Genomic DNA, 18,714 nt, shown 5'->3' on the forward strand with positions numbered 1-18,714 from the left:
AAACACACGCCCGCGCGCCAGAACGGCACACCCACCACCCCGCCCGCGCAAAAATCCGCTTTACGTCAGATTATCCACAGATTCTGCGGATGCTCCGGTGCATAAGCCTGTGGATAATGTGTACAGTTGGTGTGCATGCCCGTAACAGGGGGGGGGGCCAGCGCCATGCCGTGCGCCTGACTGGTTCCCTTTGTCATGCAACTGTCACACTGCGTCAGTCATGCGCTTGCTACATGCCTGCCAATCAACCACACCGGCGGGGCAGAGGGTTCGATTGTTAAACAACACAGACGAGTGCAGCCTTTGGCTGGCCACCCACATTCTCCCGCATGAAGGCCATATCCGCACCGGATTACGCCGCTACGCCGACATTGAACCGGACGACATTATTCACGAAGCCTATGTGATTATGGCGCAGGCGGAGTGGTCTTGTGTGACCAACCCGCGTGCCTATTTTGTTTCTGTGTGCCGCAATCTTGTTATGCAGCATTACAGGCGCGCACGGGTGGTGCCGGTTACAAGCCTTGCCCTGATGCAGGCCGATACCATGGCCGATTCCGCGCCTTCGGCCGAGCGGGTGGTACATGCCCGGCAGGAAATGCGTTTTTTAGAAAAAGCCATTGCAAAACTCCCTGCCCGGTGCAGGGATATTTTTATTCTGCGCCGCGCACGGGGCCTGACACAAAAGGAATGTGCCGCGCAATTGAACATTTCTGAAAATATTGTAGAAAAACAGCTTGCCCGCGCACTTGTTTTTCTGTCCAAGGAATATTCAGAATCAGACAGGGAGATGACCGTTGATGAGGAGAGACGCCCGCGTCTCGCCCACTCTCGCAAACGCCAGCCCTGACGAGGCGGCGGCAGGATGGACGGCCCGGCTGGACAAAGGCCCCCTATCCGCAGGCGAACAGCAGGCACTACAGCAATGGCTGGAGCAGGATATACGACACAAGGGAGCCTTCCTGCGTGCAAAGGCCATATGGCATGCAAGCGGCAGGCTGGCCGCACTTGAAGGCCCCAGAACTCCCGCCATTGCACACCCGGCCACCCTGCCCGCCCTACCACGCCGCCGCTTTTTTGCGGCCGCTGCTGCTGCGGCCATGTTGCTGGCGGCCCCCAAGCGGCAGGGTAAGGCCAACAGCCTGTATACAACCAGCAATGCGGTTTCCGCCCCGTTAAGCACGGCTTTTGGCACCATTATGCTGGATTGCTACTCCAAACTTAAAATGGGGCTGGAGAGCAACCGACTGGTGAGCGGGCGCTGCTGTGTGCTGGGCCGGACCGGTATGGTCATGAAGGCTGGCAACCTTATTTTTGTGCCCCAAGGCCGCCTGTTACTATCGTGCTCGCCAACGCAGGTCACAGCCACGGCCATATCCGGCACGGTGCGGCTACGCAGGCACCATTCGGATGAATGGTGGACCCTGACATCTGGCGCACAGATCTCCGTGCAAGGGGACCTCCTGCCCGAAGTGCGGAGCCTGATGCCTGAGGAACTGGACGCCCAAAACGCGTGGAGCCTTGGTAAGCTGGAAGTGCATGACGAGAGCATGGCCAGCATTGCCAGCACCTTCAACCGCTACAACCAGAGGCAGCTCCACATTGCCCCCGCTCTGGCCAACCGCCGCCTGACAGGTGTTTTCAGCCTGAACCAGCCAGAGGCATTCGCCACAGCAGCACGCAGCATACTGGGGGCCAGACTGACCGAAAGCCCGCAAACCCTTTTGCTGTATTAGCGTTTTGGGGCATGCCCCACACACACCGCTCTGTCTTATTTGTGTAACAAAAAAAACCAGCGGAAAATACGGCAGTTTTGACTCTTAACGGTATGTTCGTCACAAGCAGGGCAACTACCGTGCAGTCTTTTTCTTTCCGCCTTTCCTCCCTTTCCCTTGGCCTTTGTGGCGTATCCGTTCTGTCTGCCTCCCATGCTCTGGCCGCCCCTGTGCATTTTGCCATTCCCGCAGGGCCACTCAACCAGACGGTTGTCACCTTCAGCCGCCAGTCCGGGCAACAGGTCGCACTGGATAGCACACTGGCCACCAAAGCCACCTCCACCCCGGTTTACGGGACCATGGAGCCAGATGCGGCACTCAACCACCTGTTGCAAGGCACAGGTCTGGACGTGGATGCCCGCCAGAAAGGCATGCTGATCCTACGCAAAGCCCCCACCACACCCGCCAAAGCCGCACAACATGCAGGCTTGAAAAAAGAAAAGAACACAGACGAACATATTACCGTTCTGGGCCGCGCCATGCGCCTGTCCCCCGCTGTTGTGCCGCTGGATATTACGGAACCGACATCCCGTATCCAGAGCAACTTTATCAACAACAACATTATTCCGCTGGCCAGCGTGGACGATATTATCAAGTTCCAGCCCAGCATATGGACACAAAACCCCAACGGGCCGGGTGTGGGCAAGGCCGAAACCATGAGCCTGCGCGGTTTTCAGGACGGGCAGTACAACATGACATATGACGGCATTCCCTTTGGGGATGCCTCGGACCTGCACCATACAACATCATCTTTATTTATCTCGCATTTTCTGGGGGAAGCACAGATTGACCGTGGCCCCGGCACGGCCTCCACCATTGGCAATGCCACTTTTGGCGGCACGGTGGGGTTCCGCTCCAAAACGGCCCCCAGCAAGGCAGGCGTGCAGTTGTATGGCACGTATGGCAGCTTTAACACCCGCGCAGGCGGGCTGGAGCTGGACAGCGGCAAAACCCGCTTTGGCAAGGCCGTGCTGGACATGCAGCACGAGGAAACGGATGGCTACCTGAGCAATTCGTTTGAAAAACGCAGCAATATTATGTTCAAGGACGAAATCCAGCTTGCGGATGAAACCAGCCTGACTGTGCAGACCACCTACAACAAGGAATGGCAGTACACAACACAGGGCGCCACGCTGGAAGATTACGCACAATACGGCAAAAACTACGGCCTGTGCAAAGACCCCACCCGGCAATGCTATTATGGCTACAACCCCAGCACCTACACATCCGACTTTAGCTATATTGCTCTCAAAACCCGCCTGAATGACTGGCTGAGCTTGAAAAACTCCGTTTATACAACAGGGTTTGAGCATGAATATACGGAATCAACCGATTCCTCCCAACGCTCGCTCGCGGCCAACGGCGTCACTTTTTACAACACCGCAGGCCATAAAGTGGCAACATACGCCTCGGACATTCCCGGTAAATACGCAGATGCCCACTTCCGCAACTATGGTGACACCCTGAACCTGACGGCCAAAACGCACTACGTGGATGTGCAGCTTGGGGTCTGGGCGGATGTGCAGAAGGACAGACGGATCAGCTACGCGGTTGACCTTTCCAAAGGGGCCATACCGGTGCCGGGCAAAACAGGCAGCCCGTACAGCTACAATATTTCGGACACCAACACCACGCTCCAGCCTTATCTGGAACTGGACATACACCCCATGCGGGGCATGACCATCAAACCCGGTGTCAAGTTCTCCTACTTCCACCGTGATTATGATGCGGCATTGAACAAATCCACCAAAAAACCGCTCGATGCCACACAGACCTTTACGTCCTGGCAGCCGTCCATTGCCATCAACCAGCGCCTTATGGACCAGTGGAGCGTTTACGGGCAGGTTGCCCGTGGCTTTCTGGCACCCCCCATATCCGTGTTTCAGGTTGGAGATGTTGGGACTGTCAAACCCGAAACAACCATGAACTATCAGGTTGGTTCAGTCTACCGCGACAAAAAGTGGATGCTCGCGGCAGATGCCTACTACATTAATTTTTCAAACTACATTGCAGCCGCCCAGACTGTCGTGCCCGGCTATGGCACAACCTCCACCTACGTAAACAGTGGCGGGGCCATATACAAAGGGCTGGAACTGGAGGCACAGTACGTTATTGGTTATGGCCTGTCCCTTTACGGCAATTACAGTGTTAACAGCGCCAAATACAAACACACCAATGTTACGGTGGCCTCCAGCCCCAACATGCTGGCTTCCTTTGGCCTGCTGTATGAGAACGAAAGAGGGGCCTATTTTTCCATTATTGGCAAATATGTGGGCAAACACTGGGGGCTGGACAGCATAACCAACAGCGCTGGCAACACGCAGTTTGCCAACCAGTATAAAATTGGCAGCAACGTAACGGCCGACCTTGCACTTGGCTGGCGCATCCGCAATGCTGGCAGCGTGTTCCGCGAAATTACGCCAAGCCTTAAAATTGGCAATCTGTTCAACAACCGGGCCATCAGCAACTTTGCAGGCAACCAGAACTATGGCGATGCCCCCCTTTACTGGCGCAACCCCGGGCGCAGCGTGTTCTTTAACCTTGCGGTGACCATACCATGAAACGTCTTGCCCTATCCTGCGCGCTGCTGGTGGCAACACCAGCCCTTGCCGCCACCCCCACGCCACCCCCTACCACACAGCAGGGGGCGCAACTGGAGCGGGTGGTCCTGCTTGCCCGCCACGGCATACGCAGCCCCACCAAACCACCCCAAACCCTACAGACCCAGACCGGGCACGTATGGGCGCAATGGCCCGTAGCCCCCGGGGAACTCACAGACCACGGCAAACAGGCCCTTGCCCAGATGGTGGGTCTGGTGCGCCAGCATTACACACAGGCTGGCCTGCTCCCCCCGACCACCTGCCCCACACCGGGCAGCATTGCCATATGGGCCGATGCCAAGGACCACCGCACGCGTGAGAGTGGGGGCATATGGGCCGAACATCTGGCGCCCGCATGTGGCCTGCGCGCCCAAGCTTTGCCCGATGGGCAGGAAGACCCCATTTTTGCAGGCCCCGCAGACCCGCTCAATGCGCAGGACCAGAGTGCGATTACGCATGAGTTTGAGCAGCGCGCGCGCACCATGCCCCCCACAGTGGCAACCAGCCTGAACACCTTGCAGGCTGTTCTGGCCCCCACGGCCTGCACAACCGATACCCCCCACTGCCTGAGCGCCAACATGGCCACACTGGCATGGAAAAAAGGCAAACCACATCTGGAAGGTGGCATTGCAACCGGCGGCACGGCGGCGGAAAACCTGCTTTTGGAATACACCCAAGGCATGCCAGAACAGGCCGAACCGTTTGGTGGCCACGCACCTGCAAGCCTGATCGGGCAGGTCTTTGCCCTCCATACCGAGGAAAGCTGGCTGCTCCGCCGCCTGCCCACGCTGGCCGCGCGCAAAGGTGCCCCCATGGCACAAGCCGTGCAGAATGCGCTGGCAGGCAAGCCTGTGGCGGGTGTGCCCGCTGTAACGGAGCAGACCAAACTGTTCGTGCTCTCCGGCCATGACACAAATCTGGACATACTGGCCACCCTGTACGGGCTGGACTGGTCCTTTACCGACCAGCCCGACCCCACTGCCCCCGATACAACTCTGGCCTTTGAATTGTGGCGCACGGCCAGTGGCCCGCATATTGTTGTGCGGTTGTTCCATCAGGGGCTGGAGGCCCTGCGCACACTGGCAACTCCAGACCCCGCACTGGATAGTCAGGTTATTGCAAGCGGCCCATCGTTGCAGGCCTTGCGGCCAAGCCGCGCACACTAAAGGTCTCCCCCGCTCACACAGGCTTTGTGCTGGCCTGAGTGAGCGGGCACCTTTGTAAACGCCCACCCCACCCCCATATTAACAGCATGACAGATGCACGGACCAACGCGGGCACACCCCACCCGCCCGAACTCGTGCGGCAACGCCGCATGGCCCTGCTCCTTGTCCAACTCCCGGACAAAACGCGCGGCTGGCTGTTCTGGCTCCGCGAGCCACGGCAAAAATGGCTCCGCCTGCCCACTGGGGTCATGCTGATTGTGGGGGGGCTTTTCTCCTTCCTGCCCATTCTGGGCCTGTGGATGCTCCCGCTGGGCATTGCCCTGCTGGCAGAGGACTTTGCCCTATGCCGCAAGGTTTGCGCGCACATGCTGGACTGGGTCATCCGGCGCAAACCCAACTGGCTTGGCATAGCCCCGGACGAAACGGAGGAAGACGCCTACCACCGCATCAGCCCCCTGCTCCCCCCACACCACCGGGCGGATATGGCCGGGCAGGCAAGCCCTTAGCCCCCTCCGCACCATACCAGCCAGTGCGCCACGGGTTATGGATGCGCAGCAGGCGGCGGGCAGGAAGAAGGCAGGTCAATAACCGTTTGCGCCCGCACCATGGGGTCCACCGCATGCAGGAGCGTGCTCACCCCCCACTGGCGCTGGTCAAACGTGGCATCGCTCTGAATCCGGGTTAGGGTATTGCCCGTAAAATGCATGGCTACATCAAAGCTGAGTGGGTGGGTCTGGCCCCGCATGCTCAGCCTGCCCACCAGTACGGTGTGCGGCCTGCCCTGACGGATTGTGGGTTTACACTCCCCCACAAAGCGCATGTTCGGGTGGTCATCCCCATCCAGCATAATGCCTGAGAGCATGATACTCCGCAGCACAGCGGACCCAACCTTGAGGGACTGCACCCCCATGCTCAGTTCCACATGGCAGCTTTGGTCCTCCGGGTCGTAGGTCAGAGTTCCCTCGACCTGTTCAAAACTGCCTTCAATGTTGGTAACGGCTGTTTTGGCATACAGGTGGGCCTGCGTATTGGCTGGCCCCAGCACCACATGCTGTGGTGCTGCCACACCGGCCCCGGCCGTTAAAGCCGCCCCCACAAAAGCTGCACAGAAAAAGAACACCGTTTGACCAGACCGCATGAGCACAGGACCTCTCCCCAATGGCGGCATCCAGCCATTGGGCCGCTCCCTACCCCCTGATAACGGGTGAGCCGCCAAAAAGCTGCCACCCCTTACGCCACAATATATGCAGCCCCCCCTGTGGCGGGGGGGCATGCGGCCTACAACTCGGCCCACTGGCGCATGAGGTTATGGTAGGTGGCCGTCAGCCCCAGCACGGCGGGGTGGTTGTCTGGCAGGGTTTGGCGCGTTTCCATAATGGACTGGTCGAACTGGTACAGTAATGCGCGCTGCGTATCATCACGCACCATGGACTGGGTCCAGAAAAAGGATGCCCAGCGGCTCCCGCGCGTAATGGGGCTAACCGCGTGCAGGCTGGTGGAAGGGTAGACCACCATATCCCCCGCAGGCAGTTTAACGCTCTGCTGGCCGTAGGTATCCTGAATAACCAGCTCGCCGCCGTCATATTCATCCGGCGCACTCAGGAACAGGGTGGAGGAGACATCCGTCCGCAACCTGAACCCCGTGCCCGGTATGGGGCGGATGGCGTTATCCACGTGCATGTCAAACTGCATGCCCTCGTCGTAGCGGTTGAACAGGGGCGGATACACACGCAGCGGCAGTGCAGCACTATGGAACAGCGGGTTACGGCCAAGCGCCTGCAAAATCAGGTCTCCCAGATGTCTGGCGGCCTCGCTGTCCTGGGGGATCTGAAGGTTGTATTTGGCCTTGGCCGACTGGTCCCCTGCCGTGACCTTGCCATCCACCCACTGCTGCTGCTCCAGAATCTGACGAAAACGCGCCACGTCCTCCTGTGTCAGAACTTTGGGAATATGGACCAGCATGCACCTGTGCTCCTTGGCTGAATGTGTTGCCCGCTTATAGGTGATAATGCGAATTATTATCAATAAAAATACATATCGGCCATCTCCGCCAGCACGCCACACCACCCCTTGCATCCCAACCGTTAGGGTATACAGTCCAATCCCTTACCCGGCATGGGCCACACCCCATTATGCCCAGCACAAAAAGCATAGAACAATGCCATAGCCACCAGCACACAACAGCCACACAGGCACATTGGTTGTGATATGCACAAATACCACAGGCCGTGCTTTGTATTATAAACGCGGTTCGTATTATACTATGGCGTTCCTAATCTGATATGGTTCTTGTCCCGCGCGTTCAACAATCCGTACCGAATCATATTTTATATATTTCTATCAAAGGGTTCCGTTAACATATGTCTCCCGCATTCATTACCCTGTCTCCCCTTAATCAGATGAAGGAGACAATGAACGAGACCCCAGCCCATATCCGTGAAATTTTACGCACCGTTGTCACGGACTCCGGGCAGAACTGCGTGAACCTGTTTTACACAGCGCTCTTCCAGCATGAACGCGCGGCCATTTTTTTGGAAAAGGAGCTTGTTGAGGTCAAAATGCGGCCCCAGCTGCTCTCCTGGATCCAGAGCCTGTTTTTTACCGATGCCAACCATGCCGAGGAACTGAGCGAACTCCAGTGCCGCGTGGGGGCTGTCCATGCCCAGCTGGAAATTCCGACTGACATTGTTGTTTACGGAATTTATATTATAAAACAGGCACTTATTGATGGCATTAAAGCATCCACCCCGAATAAGGACGATGTCATTGCCGCCATTATTTACCTGAACAACATGATGGACTTTGCCTTCAAGTTCATGATCAAGGCTTACGACATCAATTTCCGCAAAAAAGTGGAAAGTGACGAAGCCTTCCGCCTTGTCTCCCTCGGGCACAATATTTCCTACGAAAAAGAAACACAGATCAGCACTTTTTCAGGCTGGAGCACGCAGGCTTTTTTCTGCCTGTGTAAAGGCCATGCGGCGGACCTGCCCACCATTGCGGAGTCCGAGTTTGGCCTGTGGCTGACCCATAAGGGCATGAGCCTGTTCAAAGGCACGCATGAAGCCATAGAAATCCAGAACAAGGTGCGCGATCTGGACGCCAAGATCGAGACCATTCACAAGACCGGTATTATTCCGAGCGAATTCCCAACCGAACTCCACAAAGCCATTACCAACCTGACCTTTCTGATCGGGCGTGTCTTCCGGCATCTGGAGGAAGTGGAAAACGGGCGCGACCCGCTGACCAAGGTTTTCAACCGCCGATTCCTTGACGTGGTGATCCAGAACGAGATCACCTTTGCCCTAACGCATGAAAAACCGTTCAGTCTGGTTATTCTCGACATTGACCACTTCAAAAAAATCAATGACCGGTTTGGTCATCTGATCGGCGACGAAGTGCTGTGTTTTGTGGCCGAAATTATTGCCGCCAACGTCCGCGCCAACGACTTTATCTTCCGCTATGGCGGGGAAGAGTTCCTGATTGTTCTGACCGAAACCACGGTGGCGGACGGGCTGGCCTGTGCGGAGCGTATCCGCCGCGCGCTGGCCGAACAGCCGCTCACGCTTTCCTCCAATGATCAGGTCAAGGTAACCCTCTCGGGCGGAGTGACATCCTTTGAGGGGGAAACCAACAGCCGCCTGCTGATCCATCAGGCGGATGAAGCACTTTACAAAGCCAAGAATAATGGTCGCAACCGTATTGTAACCGCGCATCACGGCCCTTAAAAAAAGCCTGATTATATTACGAATTGATCAGCAATGCTGGCCACACGCCCTGTGTATAAGAGGGCGTGTGGGTGTGGGCATCTGCCTCCCGCCCACCGCAGATTTATGCATAATACATTGATTGAAAACATTTTTATTCCTGTGCCGCGTGCGGTTTTGTGTACGCTGGGCTGCAATTCTCTTCTGGCATTGCAACAAGTGCAGTGCAGAAACGCCATGTTTTCTTGGTAATAAATTTTTTTCTGAGTTTACTGCATATTTTATTGATTATAAAATCACCCAAAGAAAACTGAATAAATCACATTCAATCTCTACGAGTAAACTATGTATGCCTGACTGTACCATCGCCTCCACGTGGGATGCCGGAACGCTTCCCCCGCCCTCACTCCCGCACAAAGAGTTCATTCAGGGTGTGAGCAATATCCAGAACGGGCATGGTCGTCGCGTTGGGTTGCTGGCTGCGCGTATCAATGAACTCGCAGGGTTTGGGCTGGACCAGAGCATTATCCAGCTTGCGGGGCAACTGCACGATACAGGCAAGGTGCTAACCGGGCGCGATATTCTGCATGCCCCCCGCCCGCTGACCCCGGAAGAAAAAAGCGTTATTCGCAAGCACCCGCTGCTGGGGCTGGGCGTGCTGCAATGGTACGAACACGAGTTCCCGCGTGAAGTAATGGATGCAGCCCTGCTCCACCACGAACGGTGGGACGGCACAGGCTACCCGCTGGGGCTAAAAGGCCAGAACATTCCGCTCTGGGTGCAGGTGATCTCTGTTGCCGATACCATTGATGCCTGCCTGTCCAAACGGAATTACAAACATTCGTGGACACCAGAAGCCGTTCGCAAAATTCTGCAACAAGAAGCCGGGCGCGCGTTTGAACCCAAACTGGCCATTCTGTGCGCCGACCATCTGGACGACCTGCTAGCCGTCTGGAACGCGGATTACGCGTGGGAAAAACTGGGGAACAAGCTCCCCGCCAATCTGCACTCCAACTAACCCCCAACTGCGCTGGCCGGGGGTTGGCAGGATTCTGCTCAGACCGTAACGCTTTGCAGAACGGTAAAGCCTTCAAACACCGGTGGGCCTGCGGTCAGGGCGCGCCCCTGCCCTGCACCCGCATGAGCCTGACGGAACTGCTCGGACTGGGTCCAACCCACAAATGCATCGTATGATGCCCATACGGTGTGCGAGGCATAGAGCCTGCCACCCTCTTTTTCTGGCCCCCGCAGGAACTGAAAGCTGATAAAACCGGGCACAGTCTGCAACAGCACCTCCCGGTCCAGCCAACGCTGTTCAAAAGCCGCTTCATTCTCAGGCGTGACCAAAAAACGGTTCATGGCAATATACTGGGGCATGGTCTGTGTGTTCCTTCTTATATGGGCCATGGCGCAACATGCTTATGCGCACAGCCAAAAAAACGCAGGCCCCGGCACCCCATGCCGCAGCGCCCGATCCTGCGCCCAAACAGGGGCGCCAGCAACAATAAATCCGGCCTGCCTGCCCCTGCACCCTACACGCGCCAACCTGCGGAATGAGGCCCACATGGCGCCTGAGCCTAATGCTCCTGACCCTGCCCTGGTTGCACCGCGCGTGTGGTGTGCAGCATAAGGCCCACAACCAGCACAAATGCACCAAACATAAAGCTGCTGCTCACGCTCAGGCTGGCGCTAATGGCGCCTTTATAGGCCTGTATGACCTGTGCCTGCATGGCGGGGGAAAGCCCACCAAGGGCCACCATGCCCTTTTGCAAAAAGGCCGCAATATCCATTTTAACCGCCAAGGTGCGCAGGGAGTGCTGCAAGGTCAGCGCCATAACCCCGCCAGAAAGGGCCACCCCAAGTGCGCCCCCAAGCGAGCGGATAAACGACATCATGGCCGTAGCAATGCCCAGACTGTTCCGCGGCACGGCATTTTGGATCATGACCGTAGCGTTGGGCATACCAATACCCATGCCCACACCAAGGCAGCCCATACTGAGCAAAAAGAACAGCGGTTGCGCACCATGGTGGGCACAAAGGGCAAGCAGGCTGAGTGCTGTAAACTCAATACCCACACCAATGGCCAGCAACAGCGCGTAACGCTGCGTTCTGGAAGAGACATACCCACCCAGTATGGAGCTGACCATCATGGTGCCAACCTGTGGCAGCAGCATAATCCCTGAAAAAGCCGGGCTTTGCCCCAGCACCAACTGGTAATACAGGGGCAGAAAAACCATAGACCCCATCATGGCAAAAGACATAACACCCGTTGCCGCCACACAGACCGAAAAGCTGGGAATACGCAGCAGCTCAAAGCTGACCAGTGGCTCGGGCACACGGCGCTCGTGCACAATAAATGCCCCAAAAAACGCGCAACTCGCCCCCATTAACCCAAAGGTCAGGGGGGATGACCACGCAAGGGACGTGCCCGCCGCATTAAACAGCAGCAAAAACCCCGCCGTTGCCACACTCAGCAACGCCGCACCCCCATAATCAATCCGGGGTTTGGCCTGCGCGCCACCACCGGGCAGGTTGAGCATGATGAGCGCAAAAGCCAGCAGGCCAATGGGCAGATTAACCCAGAACACCCACCGCCACGACAGGGCGCTGGTCAGCACCCCGCCCAAAAAAGGCCCGGTTACGCTGCTCATGGCAAACGCGCCCGTAAACAGCCCTTGGTAACGCCCACGCTGCTGCGGGGTTACCATATCGCCAATAACCGTTTGGGAGAGGGTCATAAGCCCTCCGGCCCCCACCCCCTGCAACCCCCGGAAAAGAATAAGCTGCCACATGCTTTGCGCCACACCGCACAAAAGCGAGGCCAGCAGAAAAGACCCAATGCTAACCCCCAACAAAGGCCGCCTGCCAAACATATCGGACAGTTTGCCATACAGTGGCGTTGCAATGGTGGAGGTAAGCATAAAGGCCGTAACCACCCACGACATGCGCGCAAGCCCGCCCAGATCGCTCACAATGGTGGGTAGCGCGGTGGACACAATGCTCTGGTCCAGAGCGCCCAGCACCATGGTGAGTATAAGACCGGCAAAAACAAGGGTCCGTGTTGTGGGTGTATAGGCCAGCGCTGTTTGCGTTACGGGGGAAGGCTGCAACGGTTTTATCCTGTTATTCAGTCATCCGCAGGGGGCTTGCCCCCATGCTGCGGCTTGGGGGCATACGGCTCTGGTCTGCCCCCATAACTTGCACGGTTGGGGGGCGTCAGCCCATGGCCTCCACATCCCGCACCGAGGCATCGGCCTGCCCCATAACCCAGTAGCCCGAAGCCTTTATCCACTGGACTGGCACGCAGCGTTCCTCCAGCAGGTAGCGGCGCACGGCTCTGGCCACATGGACCTCGGCCCCAACCCAGACAAAGGTGCCCGGTGCAATGGCAATCTGGCCCAGTGCCGCCAGTATGGCCTGCGCCTGATCCGCCTGCTCCGTAGGCCGGTACACCCAATGTGCATGATGGGTGGCAGACGTTGCAAAATGCTGTTCGTCCGCCGCCCCGGGAACCGCCACAACGGTGGTCGCACTTGCGTGCGCAGGCAGTTCCTCCACCCGGCGGCCAATAGCGGGTAGAGCGGTCTCGTCCCCCACAAGGAGCCAGCGGGTTACGGTGCGGTCCATAACCCGCGAGGCTTTTGGCCCGCCAATGTCCAGCCTGTCGCCCACCTGCGCCGTGCGCGCCCATGCGGCGGCGGGGCCACCGTGATGGTCCACAAAGTCCAGCACCAGCGTTTTGGTTTGCGGGTTGTAATGGCGGGGGGTGTAATCCCTGCGCACCTGCGCACCATCTGCTCCGGGCAGAAAGATTTTAATATGGTCATCCGGGGCAGCACTGGCAAAATCCGCCAGATCCGCCCCGCTCAGGGTTATGCGGATCATATGGGGGGTCAGGCGTTCCACCGCCGCTACGTTCAGGCTGCGTCTGCGCAGGGGGTGGCGTATGGGTTCGCTCATGGGGGCGGGCGGCCAGAGCGGCCCATTTTCTGGCGTTTGCATGCCGGTCTGATCCTTTAACAATGGGGGGCTACCGCTGGGTTGCGTGGCGTGGAAGGGTTTACGCCTGCCCGATTGCGCGGGCGGCCTCGTCCAGCACGGCGGCAATTTTTTCTGCTTCCTGCGGGTCCAGCCCACCGTTGCGCAGCTTCAAACGCATGGCGGTTTTCAGGTTTTCCATCGCACGCATAATGGGCAGTGGCGCGTTGCGGCGGCCTCCACGCTCGGGGGTATCGGTGTTGGCGGCACGGGCCAGAATCTCGTCCAGAGCGGCCCGGTTGGCGGCCAGAAAAGCCTCGCCCTCGGGGGTGATGTGGTAGGTCTTGCGCCCGCTTTCCTCCGTGGGGCGAATATGGCCTGCTTCTTCCAGCCATGTGAGCGTGGGGTAGATTACGCCCGGGCTGGGTGTGTAGCTGCCTGCAAACTTGTCCTCGATGGTTTTGATGAGTTCGTACCCATAGGTCGGGTTTTGCCCGATCAGGCTGAGCACCAGCAGACGCATCTCTCCATAATCGAACAGCCGGTGGCGGCCACCCCGGCGTCCGCCGCCGCCCCGCCCGTGGTGGTGGCGGTCATGCGCTGCCGGGCCGCCCGGGCCTTCGGGGGCAAAAAACTGGTGGCGGTGACGACCGCCTGCGTGTCTGTTTTTATGTTTCATAATTCCGATATAATTTCCGATATATCGTAAGTCAAGATATATCGGGATATGTTTTTTAGAATACCCGCCCCACAGGCAGGATTGACTTGCTGGCTCTGTTTTATTCATATTGGGAACGGCAATGGACTCTGCCGGATTTTGGCCCGCCAAAATCGAACCGCCTTGCTGGCTGATGATTCCTACCCCGCAAAACCATGCGCGAGGGAGGAGTGTGTCCAAACCCATGCCCCGCATACACAAACAGACCGGACCGCACCGCCACAACGGCTATGGCGTGGTCCAGCACGGCCCAGCACCCGCAGGCCGCACAGGCAGGAACCCTTTGTAATGCGCCTACTTGCCGTTCTTGACGCACCCCAGACCGCAGCGCTGGTCCTGCACACAGCAGACCAGTTGGCCGGGCGGCTGGGTGGGGGAGATATTTGCGCCCTCCACCCCAGCCCTGCCACCAACCCGGATTTTCAAAGCCCGGATGAAGGCATGCCCGACCCCACACAACAGGCCCGCTTTACGCAGGCCACCACAGCCCGCGCAGCAGCCGTGCAGCAGGTTTTTGCAAACTGGCGCATAACCGCCCCCAACGCGGCCCGCAGCCAATGGGTGCAACAGACAGGGGATACCCGCACAATCGTCCGCCATGCCGCAGACAATGCCGATTATGTTGTGCTTGGCCCCGCCAGTGCGGATGCCACGCAGGCCACCCGGCAAAGCTTTGCCGCCACCTTGTACGATGCACAGGCAACGGTGGTTATGGCGCCGCCCACCCCGCTCCCCACCTTTGCACAGCACCCCGTTGTGGCATGGCAGGACACGCCAAACCTGATCCGCGCGGTCCATGCCGCCCGGCCATTGCTCCACACCGCCACGCATGTGCGCATTCTTGTTGGGGAGCACCAGCCCAATACGGTGCCTGACCCGGCCTTACTGGCAGACCTGCGCGCCAGTGGCGTGGCGGTCACGCTGGAGCGGTTTGTGCTGGCAGGGCAGAGCGTGGGCGAGCAGATAAGAACACGCGCAACACAAGCCGGAGCGGACCTGCTGGTTATGGGGGCGTATGGCCGACCGCATTTTATTGAGTGGCTGTTTGGCGGCCCCACCATGGATCTTCTGGCCCATGCCACATGGCCGATCCTGACCCACCATTAACAAAAACAAGAACCAGAAGAACAGGGTTTTCCATGTTGACCAATATTCTTCCCTCCCTTCTTATCGGCCTTGCCGGGGCTGCGGGCACATTGCTGCGCTACTGGGTGGGGCTGGCCACGCTGCGATGGAGCCAGGTTCTGCCGTGGGGAACAATTGCCATTAATGTTTCCGGCTCGTTCGCCATTGCCTTTTTTGGCACCTTAACGGCAGCAGGGGGGCGACTGCCTGTGTCCGAAACCGGCAGGCTGGTGTTTATGGTCGGGTTATGCGGGGGGTACACCACGTTTTCGTCCTTCAGCCTGCAAACGCTGGACCTGCTCAAAAACGGCGCTCCGGGGCGGGCGTTGCTAAACATCGGACTGTCTGTGGGCCTGTGTATGCTCAGTGTCAGTGCGGGTTATGTTGCGGCACAGGCCATAAATGGCATGAACGGGAGCGAAAACTAATTTATAATTCCATGTTTTTTTTCATACCAACCTGAGCGGACTCCATGCCCCATGGCGGGTTGGCAAAGGCGTTTTCCACATAATCCAGCAAGGCGGTCACCCGCATGGGCCGCAGCGGGCTTGCGGGGGTTACAAGGTACAGCGTAATGGCCGCAGCCTGCCACTGCGGCAAAAGGCATTCCAGCCGTCCATCACGCAGGGCATCCCACACCATAAATTCAGGGAACAGGCCATAACCCAGCCCGGCCTCCAGACAGGGCAGAAATGCCTCGGAATTATCGGCCCCAAAGCCTGCGCGCTGGGCAAGCACAAACTCCTTACCCGTTTCCACATGGCTCAGGCGGATCAGGCCCGGCGCGGCCGTGTTGGTGTACACAAAGCCCTTATGCGCCTCCAGCGCGCGTGGGTGGTCGGGGCGGCCGTGCTGCTCCAGCCATGCGGGAGCGGCCACAAGTAACAGCCGAAAACTGCAAAGGCTGCGTACACGCAAGGAAGAATCCGCAAGTGTTGCAATGCGCAACGCCACATCGTACCCATCGGCCACAAGGTCCACCACCGCATCGCTAAAATCTATGCTCAGGTCCACATCGGGGTAGCGTTGCATAAACGCGGGCAGCACGGGAGCAAGGTGGCGTATGCCAAAGGTCATGGGGGCAGCCATACGCACCCGGCCAGATGGACGCTGCCTGCCGCCGCGCGCCTCGACCTCCGCACTCTGGGCTTCCACCAGAATGCGGTTGGCGTGGGCAAGCAGTGTCTGCCCGGTTTGTGTTAAGGACAGGTGGCGGGAGTTACGGTGGAACAACGCCACCCCCAAGGACTGTTCCAGCCTGCTCACAGCCTTGGAAACCGTGGGTCTGGACAGTTGCACATCATCCGCCGCGCGGGCGAAGGACCCAAACTCCGCCACTTTTGCAAAAATGGCCCAGGCCTCAAAATCTGGCAGTCGCATGTTTATGGCTCCGTGCCATTGGTTTGTACTCCGTCAGGCCCTGCATGCGCGGCCCCAACCAAGAAATAGCCGTAACACGCCACCATAGCCGCCCCTCCCCCAACCATTTTTACACCGCACCCCACGGCTGCTGCCGGGGGGCAAGCCCCAGAACACGCCGTGCTTTGTGGTTGCTCGCACCATCGAGGTTGTTCTGGTAGTACACACTTTCCTCCCCCAATTGCTGCAAGGCGGCCTGCTCTTCCATCTGGCCCGGCGCGGAAGCACCCACCCACCGGGCATAGGCGGGCAACCATGCCTGCACTCCGGTGGGCTGGTCATCCACCACGTTGTACACACCGCCCGGCGCGCTCAGGGCGGAAACTGTTGCCGCAGCCGCATCATCCACATGAATAAAGGAGAACACACTCCGCCCGCCCCCGATCAGGGCCACCTCCCCCCGACGCATGTGCGCCGTAAACGCGCCATCGGGCCAGTACCATGTGTGCGGGCCATAAAAAAAGCCATAGCGCAGGGCTGTTCCTTGCATACCTGCCGCACTCATCACCCGTTTTTCCAATGCGGCATACATACGCGCACTTTCGCCCACATGGCCCGGCGCTGCAATTTTGAGCAAGGCCGTATCGTCCGCCAGCCCTCCGGCACCATCAAGGTAAAAACCGCAGGATTGCTGAATATACCGCTGCACGCCCCAGGCCTGTGCGGCATCAAACAGATTGCCACCCCCTTGCAGGCGCAGCACCCGGTCGGCTGGCAACCTGAGTGGCAGGTCAAACGGACTGGCGGGGAGCGATGTTAACTGGTCCACCACACAATCTGGGCGCAAGCGCTCCATAATGGCAAAAACCTTAGACCGGTCCAGTGCATTCCCCTGCACCACGCCAGCCCCCAGCGCGCCAACAACCTCTACCCCACGCGGGCTTTGCGCCATGCCCCAGACCTCGTGCCCGGCATGGCGCAGATGTGTGATTAAGGGGCGGCCCAGAGCACCACTGGCCCCGGCTACAAGAATTTTCATGCCTGTTTGTCCGTGCGTTCAGTGGACTGGGGCCACAAAGGGAGCGGCCTTGTCCTTGACAAAAAAAGCAATAAACCGCGCAGGCTCCGTGGTGCTGGCGTTGCGCCCGATCAGGTGCACATCGGCTGGGCCTTCAAAAAAGCTTTGCCCTTCATGCAATGTTACGGCAGCCCCACCTTTGACCTGCATAACCACACGACCTTTGAGCACATACACAAAGACAGAGGCATTATGCCGGTGCACCGGGTCTGCCCCGCCGGGTGGGTAATCCACCAGCAGCATGGCCCCCTCCTTACCAGCAAGGCCGGGCAGGTCGTGGGTAAGGAGGGGTGTCACACTGGTCGCGGCGGCGGATACTGGTGCTGGTGCTGGTGCTGGTGCTGGTGCTGCGTGTACCGCAGCAGAACCCGAGCAGAGCACCAAGCCACAAAAAGCGAAAAACAGACGCATATGCGAACCTTTTTTACAAAAATTTCTGTCCCGTATCAGGCTTGTTCGGCGCGCTTTTTTTGCCGCACCCTGCTGGTTTTGCGCGTGCGGGCGCGCTCCTCAAACCAGTGTTGCACTTCGCCAAAAAAAGCTGTGGGGGCTTTGTTGCCAACACTCCGGGCCAAGTCGGCCAGAGTGGTCTGGGCAAGTTCGGCCCGCATGCTCTGCTCGGCCCGCAGCATAACGGCATGAATACTGCATACCCCGCGTTCGGCCCATTCTGGCGGGGTGTTGCCAAACAGTGCGCAACGCCCCCTGATTTCCTGACAATTAAAAAGTGTTTTGCGCCCTTCGGCTGCGTCCACCACATCCAGCACACTGATCTGTGCCGCCGGACGGGCAAGCTGGTAGCCACCGCGCAGCCCTTCGGCGGCGGTAACAAGTCCGGCTTTTTCCAACCGGGGCATCAGCTTGGCCATAAAGGCTGCGGGAATACCCTGCATTTCTGCCAGATCAAGGCTGCTGACCGGTTCGGGGTGGCCCACCAGCCAGAGCAGGCTGTGCAGAACATATTCAGTACTTGCGCCATAAAGTGCCATACGCAGACCATATTAGTCCGCGTTTTGATTCGCAAGTTAAAAACCGCCCCGTAGGGCGGTCCTTATTCTGTGCTGTTTGCTGTTTTTATGCCGGGTCTGCCAGCCCCACGTGCAGACCAATGGTCACACGCGGGAGCCTCCACCGTCCCACGGTTGCTCAGCAGACCACCGCCCCAAGGGCGAATGGCCGCTGCTGCAACCGGGTTTTCCCCTGCTTTG

19 protein-coding genes and 1 riboswitch are annotated in these 18,714 nt (G+C 58.5%); of the genes, 9 read left to right on the top strand and 10 right to left on the bottom strand.

Features of this window, described 5'->3' with window-relative positions; genetic code table 11:
- Nucleotides 1-274 precede the first annotated feature (274 nt).
- The 5 genes from AABE20_RS12985 to AABE20_RS13005 all read left to right on the top strand — a co-directional run bounded on the left by AABE20_RS12985 (nucleotide 275) and on the right by AABE20_RS13005 (nucleotide 6,047).
- Entirely contained in the window at nucleotides 275-850 is a 576-nt protein-coding gene (locus AABE20_RS12985) for an RNA polymerase sigma factor (protein WP_338333462.1), read from the top strand.
- Nucleotides 801-1,736, top strand: a complete 936-nt coding sequence (locus AABE20_RS12990; RefSeq protein ID WP_338333463.1) for a FecR family protein — start codon at nucleotides 801-803, stop codon at nucleotides 1,734-1,736. Before AABE20_RS12985 ends, AABE20_RS12990 begins: the two co-directional genes overlap by 50 nt.
- Before the next feature lie 119 nt (nucleotides 1,737-1,855).
- A complete protein-coding gene (locus tag AABE20_RS12995) occupies nucleotides 1,856-4,336 on the top strand; it encodes a TonB-dependent receptor (protein ID WP_338333464.1) in 2,481 nt (826 codons plus the stop codon).
- Complete coding sequence (locus AABE20_RS13000; protein ID WP_338333465.1) at nucleotides 4,333-5,541, top strand: histidine-type phosphatase; 1,209 nt, start codon at nucleotides 4,333-4,335, stop codon at nucleotides 5,539-5,541. The genes AABE20_RS12995 and AABE20_RS13000 overlap by 4 nt, the downstream gene beginning before the upstream one ends.
- Nucleotides 5,542-5,627: 86 nt before the next feature.
- Nucleotides 5,628-6,047 (top strand): hypothetical protein, encoded by a 420-nt coding sequence (locus tag AABE20_RS13005; RefSeq protein WP_338333466.1) that lies wholly within the window; start codon nucleotides 5,628-5,630, stop codon nucleotides 6,045-6,047.
- Nucleotides 6,048-6,082: 35 nt separating this feature from the next.
- Here the strand turns inward: AABE20_RS13005 and AABE20_RS13010 are convergent, their stop codons facing one another.
- Together AABE20_RS13010 and AABE20_RS13015 are read right to left on the bottom strand one after the other, a co-directional pair.
- Nucleotides 6,083-6,679 (bottom strand): YceI family protein, encoded by a 597-nt coding sequence (locus tag AABE20_RS13010; RefSeq protein WP_338333467.1) that lies wholly within the window; start codon nucleotides 6,677-6,679, stop codon nucleotides 6,083-6,085.
- A 140-nt stretch (nucleotides 6,680-6,819) separates the two neighbouring features.
- Entirely contained in the window at nucleotides 6,820-7,503 is a 684-nt protein-coding gene (locus AABE20_RS13015) for a Fe2+-dependent dioxygenase (protein ID WP_338333468.1), read from the bottom strand.
- Between the two features lie 398 nt (nucleotides 7,504-7,901).
- On the opposite strand from AABE20_RS13015, the gene AABE20_RS13020 reads away from it, so the two are divergent.
- Together AABE20_RS13020 and AABE20_RS13025 are read left to right on the top strand one after the other, a co-directional pair.
- A complete protein-coding gene (locus AABE20_RS13020; protein ID WP_338333469.1) occupies nucleotides 7,902-9,269 on the top strand; it encodes a GGDEF domain-containing protein in 1,368 nt (455 codons plus the stop codon).
- A 328-nt stretch (nucleotides 9,270-9,597) separates the two neighbouring features.
- On the top strand, nucleotides 9,598-10,266 hold the full coding sequence (locus AABE20_RS13025; protein ID WP_338333470.1) for an HD-GYP domain-containing protein: 669 nt from the start codon (nucleotides 9,598-9,600) through the stop codon (nucleotides 10,264-10,266).
- Between the two features lie 38 nt (nucleotides 10,267-10,304).
- On the opposite strand, the gene hmuQ is transcribed toward AABE20_RS13025, so the two are convergent.
- The 4 genes from hmuQ to AABE20_RS13045 all read right to left on the bottom strand — a co-directional run bounded on the left by hmuQ (nucleotide 10,305) and on the right by AABE20_RS13045 (nucleotide 13,905).
- Nucleotides 10,305-10,625 carry a heme-degrading protein HmuQ gene (gene hmuQ / locus AABE20_RS13030; protein WP_338333471.1) on the bottom strand — a complete coding sequence of 107 codons (321 nt, stop codon included), beginning with the start codon at nucleotides 10,623-10,625 and terminating at the stop codon, nucleotides 10,305-10,307.
- A 200-nt stretch (nucleotides 10,626-10,825) separates the two neighbouring features.
- Nucleotides 10,826-12,358, bottom strand: coding sequence for an MDR family MFS transporter (locus AABE20_RS13035; RefSeq protein WP_338333472.1), 1,533 nt, complete (start codon nucleotides 12,356-12,358; stop codon nucleotides 10,826-10,828).
- Between the two features lie 106 nt (nucleotides 12,359-12,464).
- Nucleotides 12,465-13,250: a siderophore-interacting protein gene (locus AABE20_RS13040; protein ID WP_338333473.1), complete on the bottom strand. Its 786-nt coding sequence runs from the start codon at nucleotides 13,248-13,250 to the stop codon at nucleotides 12,465-12,467.
- Between the two features lie 58 nt (nucleotides 13,251-13,308).
- Entirely contained in the window at nucleotides 13,309-13,905 is a 597-nt protein-coding gene (locus AABE20_RS13045; protein WP_338333474.1) for a PadR family transcriptional regulator, read from the bottom strand.
- Nucleotides 13,906-14,013: 108 nt separating this feature from the next.
- Nucleotides 14,014-14,094, top strand: a riboswitch (Fluoride riboswitch).
- A gap of 138 nt (nucleotides 14,095-14,232) precedes the next feature.
- On the opposite strand from AABE20_RS13045, the gene AABE20_RS13050 reads away from it, so the two are divergent.
- Both AABE20_RS13050 and AABE20_RS13055 read left to right on the top strand, forming a co-directional pair.
- Nucleotides 14,233-15,051: a universal stress protein gene (locus AABE20_RS13050; protein ID WP_338333475.1), complete on the top strand. Its 819-nt coding sequence runs from the start codon at nucleotides 14,233-14,235 to the stop codon at nucleotides 15,049-15,051.
- 32 nt (nucleotides 15,052-15,083) lie between these two features.
- On the top strand, nucleotides 15,084-15,497 hold the full coding sequence (locus AABE20_RS13055; RefSeq protein ID WP_338333476.1) for a CrcB family protein: 414 nt from the start codon (nucleotides 15,084-15,086) through the stop codon (nucleotides 15,495-15,497).
- Between the two features lies 1 nt (nucleotide 15,498).
- Here the strand turns inward: AABE20_RS13055 and AABE20_RS13060 are convergent, their stop codons facing one another.
- The 4 genes from AABE20_RS13060 to AABE20_RS13075 all read right to left on the bottom strand — a co-directional run bounded on the left by AABE20_RS13060 (nucleotide 15,499) and on the right by AABE20_RS13075 (nucleotide 18,495).
- Complete coding sequence (locus AABE20_RS13060; protein ID WP_338333477.1) at nucleotides 15,499-16,449, bottom strand: LysR family transcriptional regulator; 951 nt, start codon at nucleotides 16,447-16,449, stop codon at nucleotides 15,499-15,501.
- Nucleotides 16,450-16,558: 109 nt separating this feature from the next.
- The gene (locus AABE20_RS13065; protein ID WP_338333478.1) at nucleotides 16,559-17,467 is read right to left on the bottom strand and encodes an NAD-dependent epimerase/dehydratase family protein; all 909 of its coding nucleotides are present in this window, start codon (nucleotides 17,465-17,467) and stop codon (nucleotides 16,559-16,561) included.
- Nucleotides 17,468-17,485: 18 nt separating this feature from the next.
- The gene (locus tag AABE20_RS13070; RefSeq protein WP_338333479.1) at nucleotides 17,486-17,917 is read right to left on the bottom strand and encodes a cupin domain-containing protein; all 432 of its coding nucleotides are present in this window, start codon (nucleotides 17,915-17,917) and stop codon (nucleotides 17,486-17,488) included.
- Nucleotides 17,918-17,952: 35 nt separating this feature from the next.
- Nucleotides 17,953-18,495: an RrF2 family transcriptional regulator gene (locus AABE20_RS13075; protein ID WP_338333480.1), complete on the bottom strand. Its 543-nt coding sequence runs from the start codon at nucleotides 18,493-18,495 to the stop codon at nucleotides 17,953-17,955.
- Between the last annotated feature and the right edge of the window lie 219 nt (nucleotides 18,496-18,714).

This window comes from Acetobacter zythi (assembly GCF_963921165.1).
In the GTDB taxonomy this organism is placed as follows: domain Bacteria; phylum Pseudomonadota; class Alphaproteobacteria; order Acetobacterales; family Acetobacteraceae; genus Acetobacter.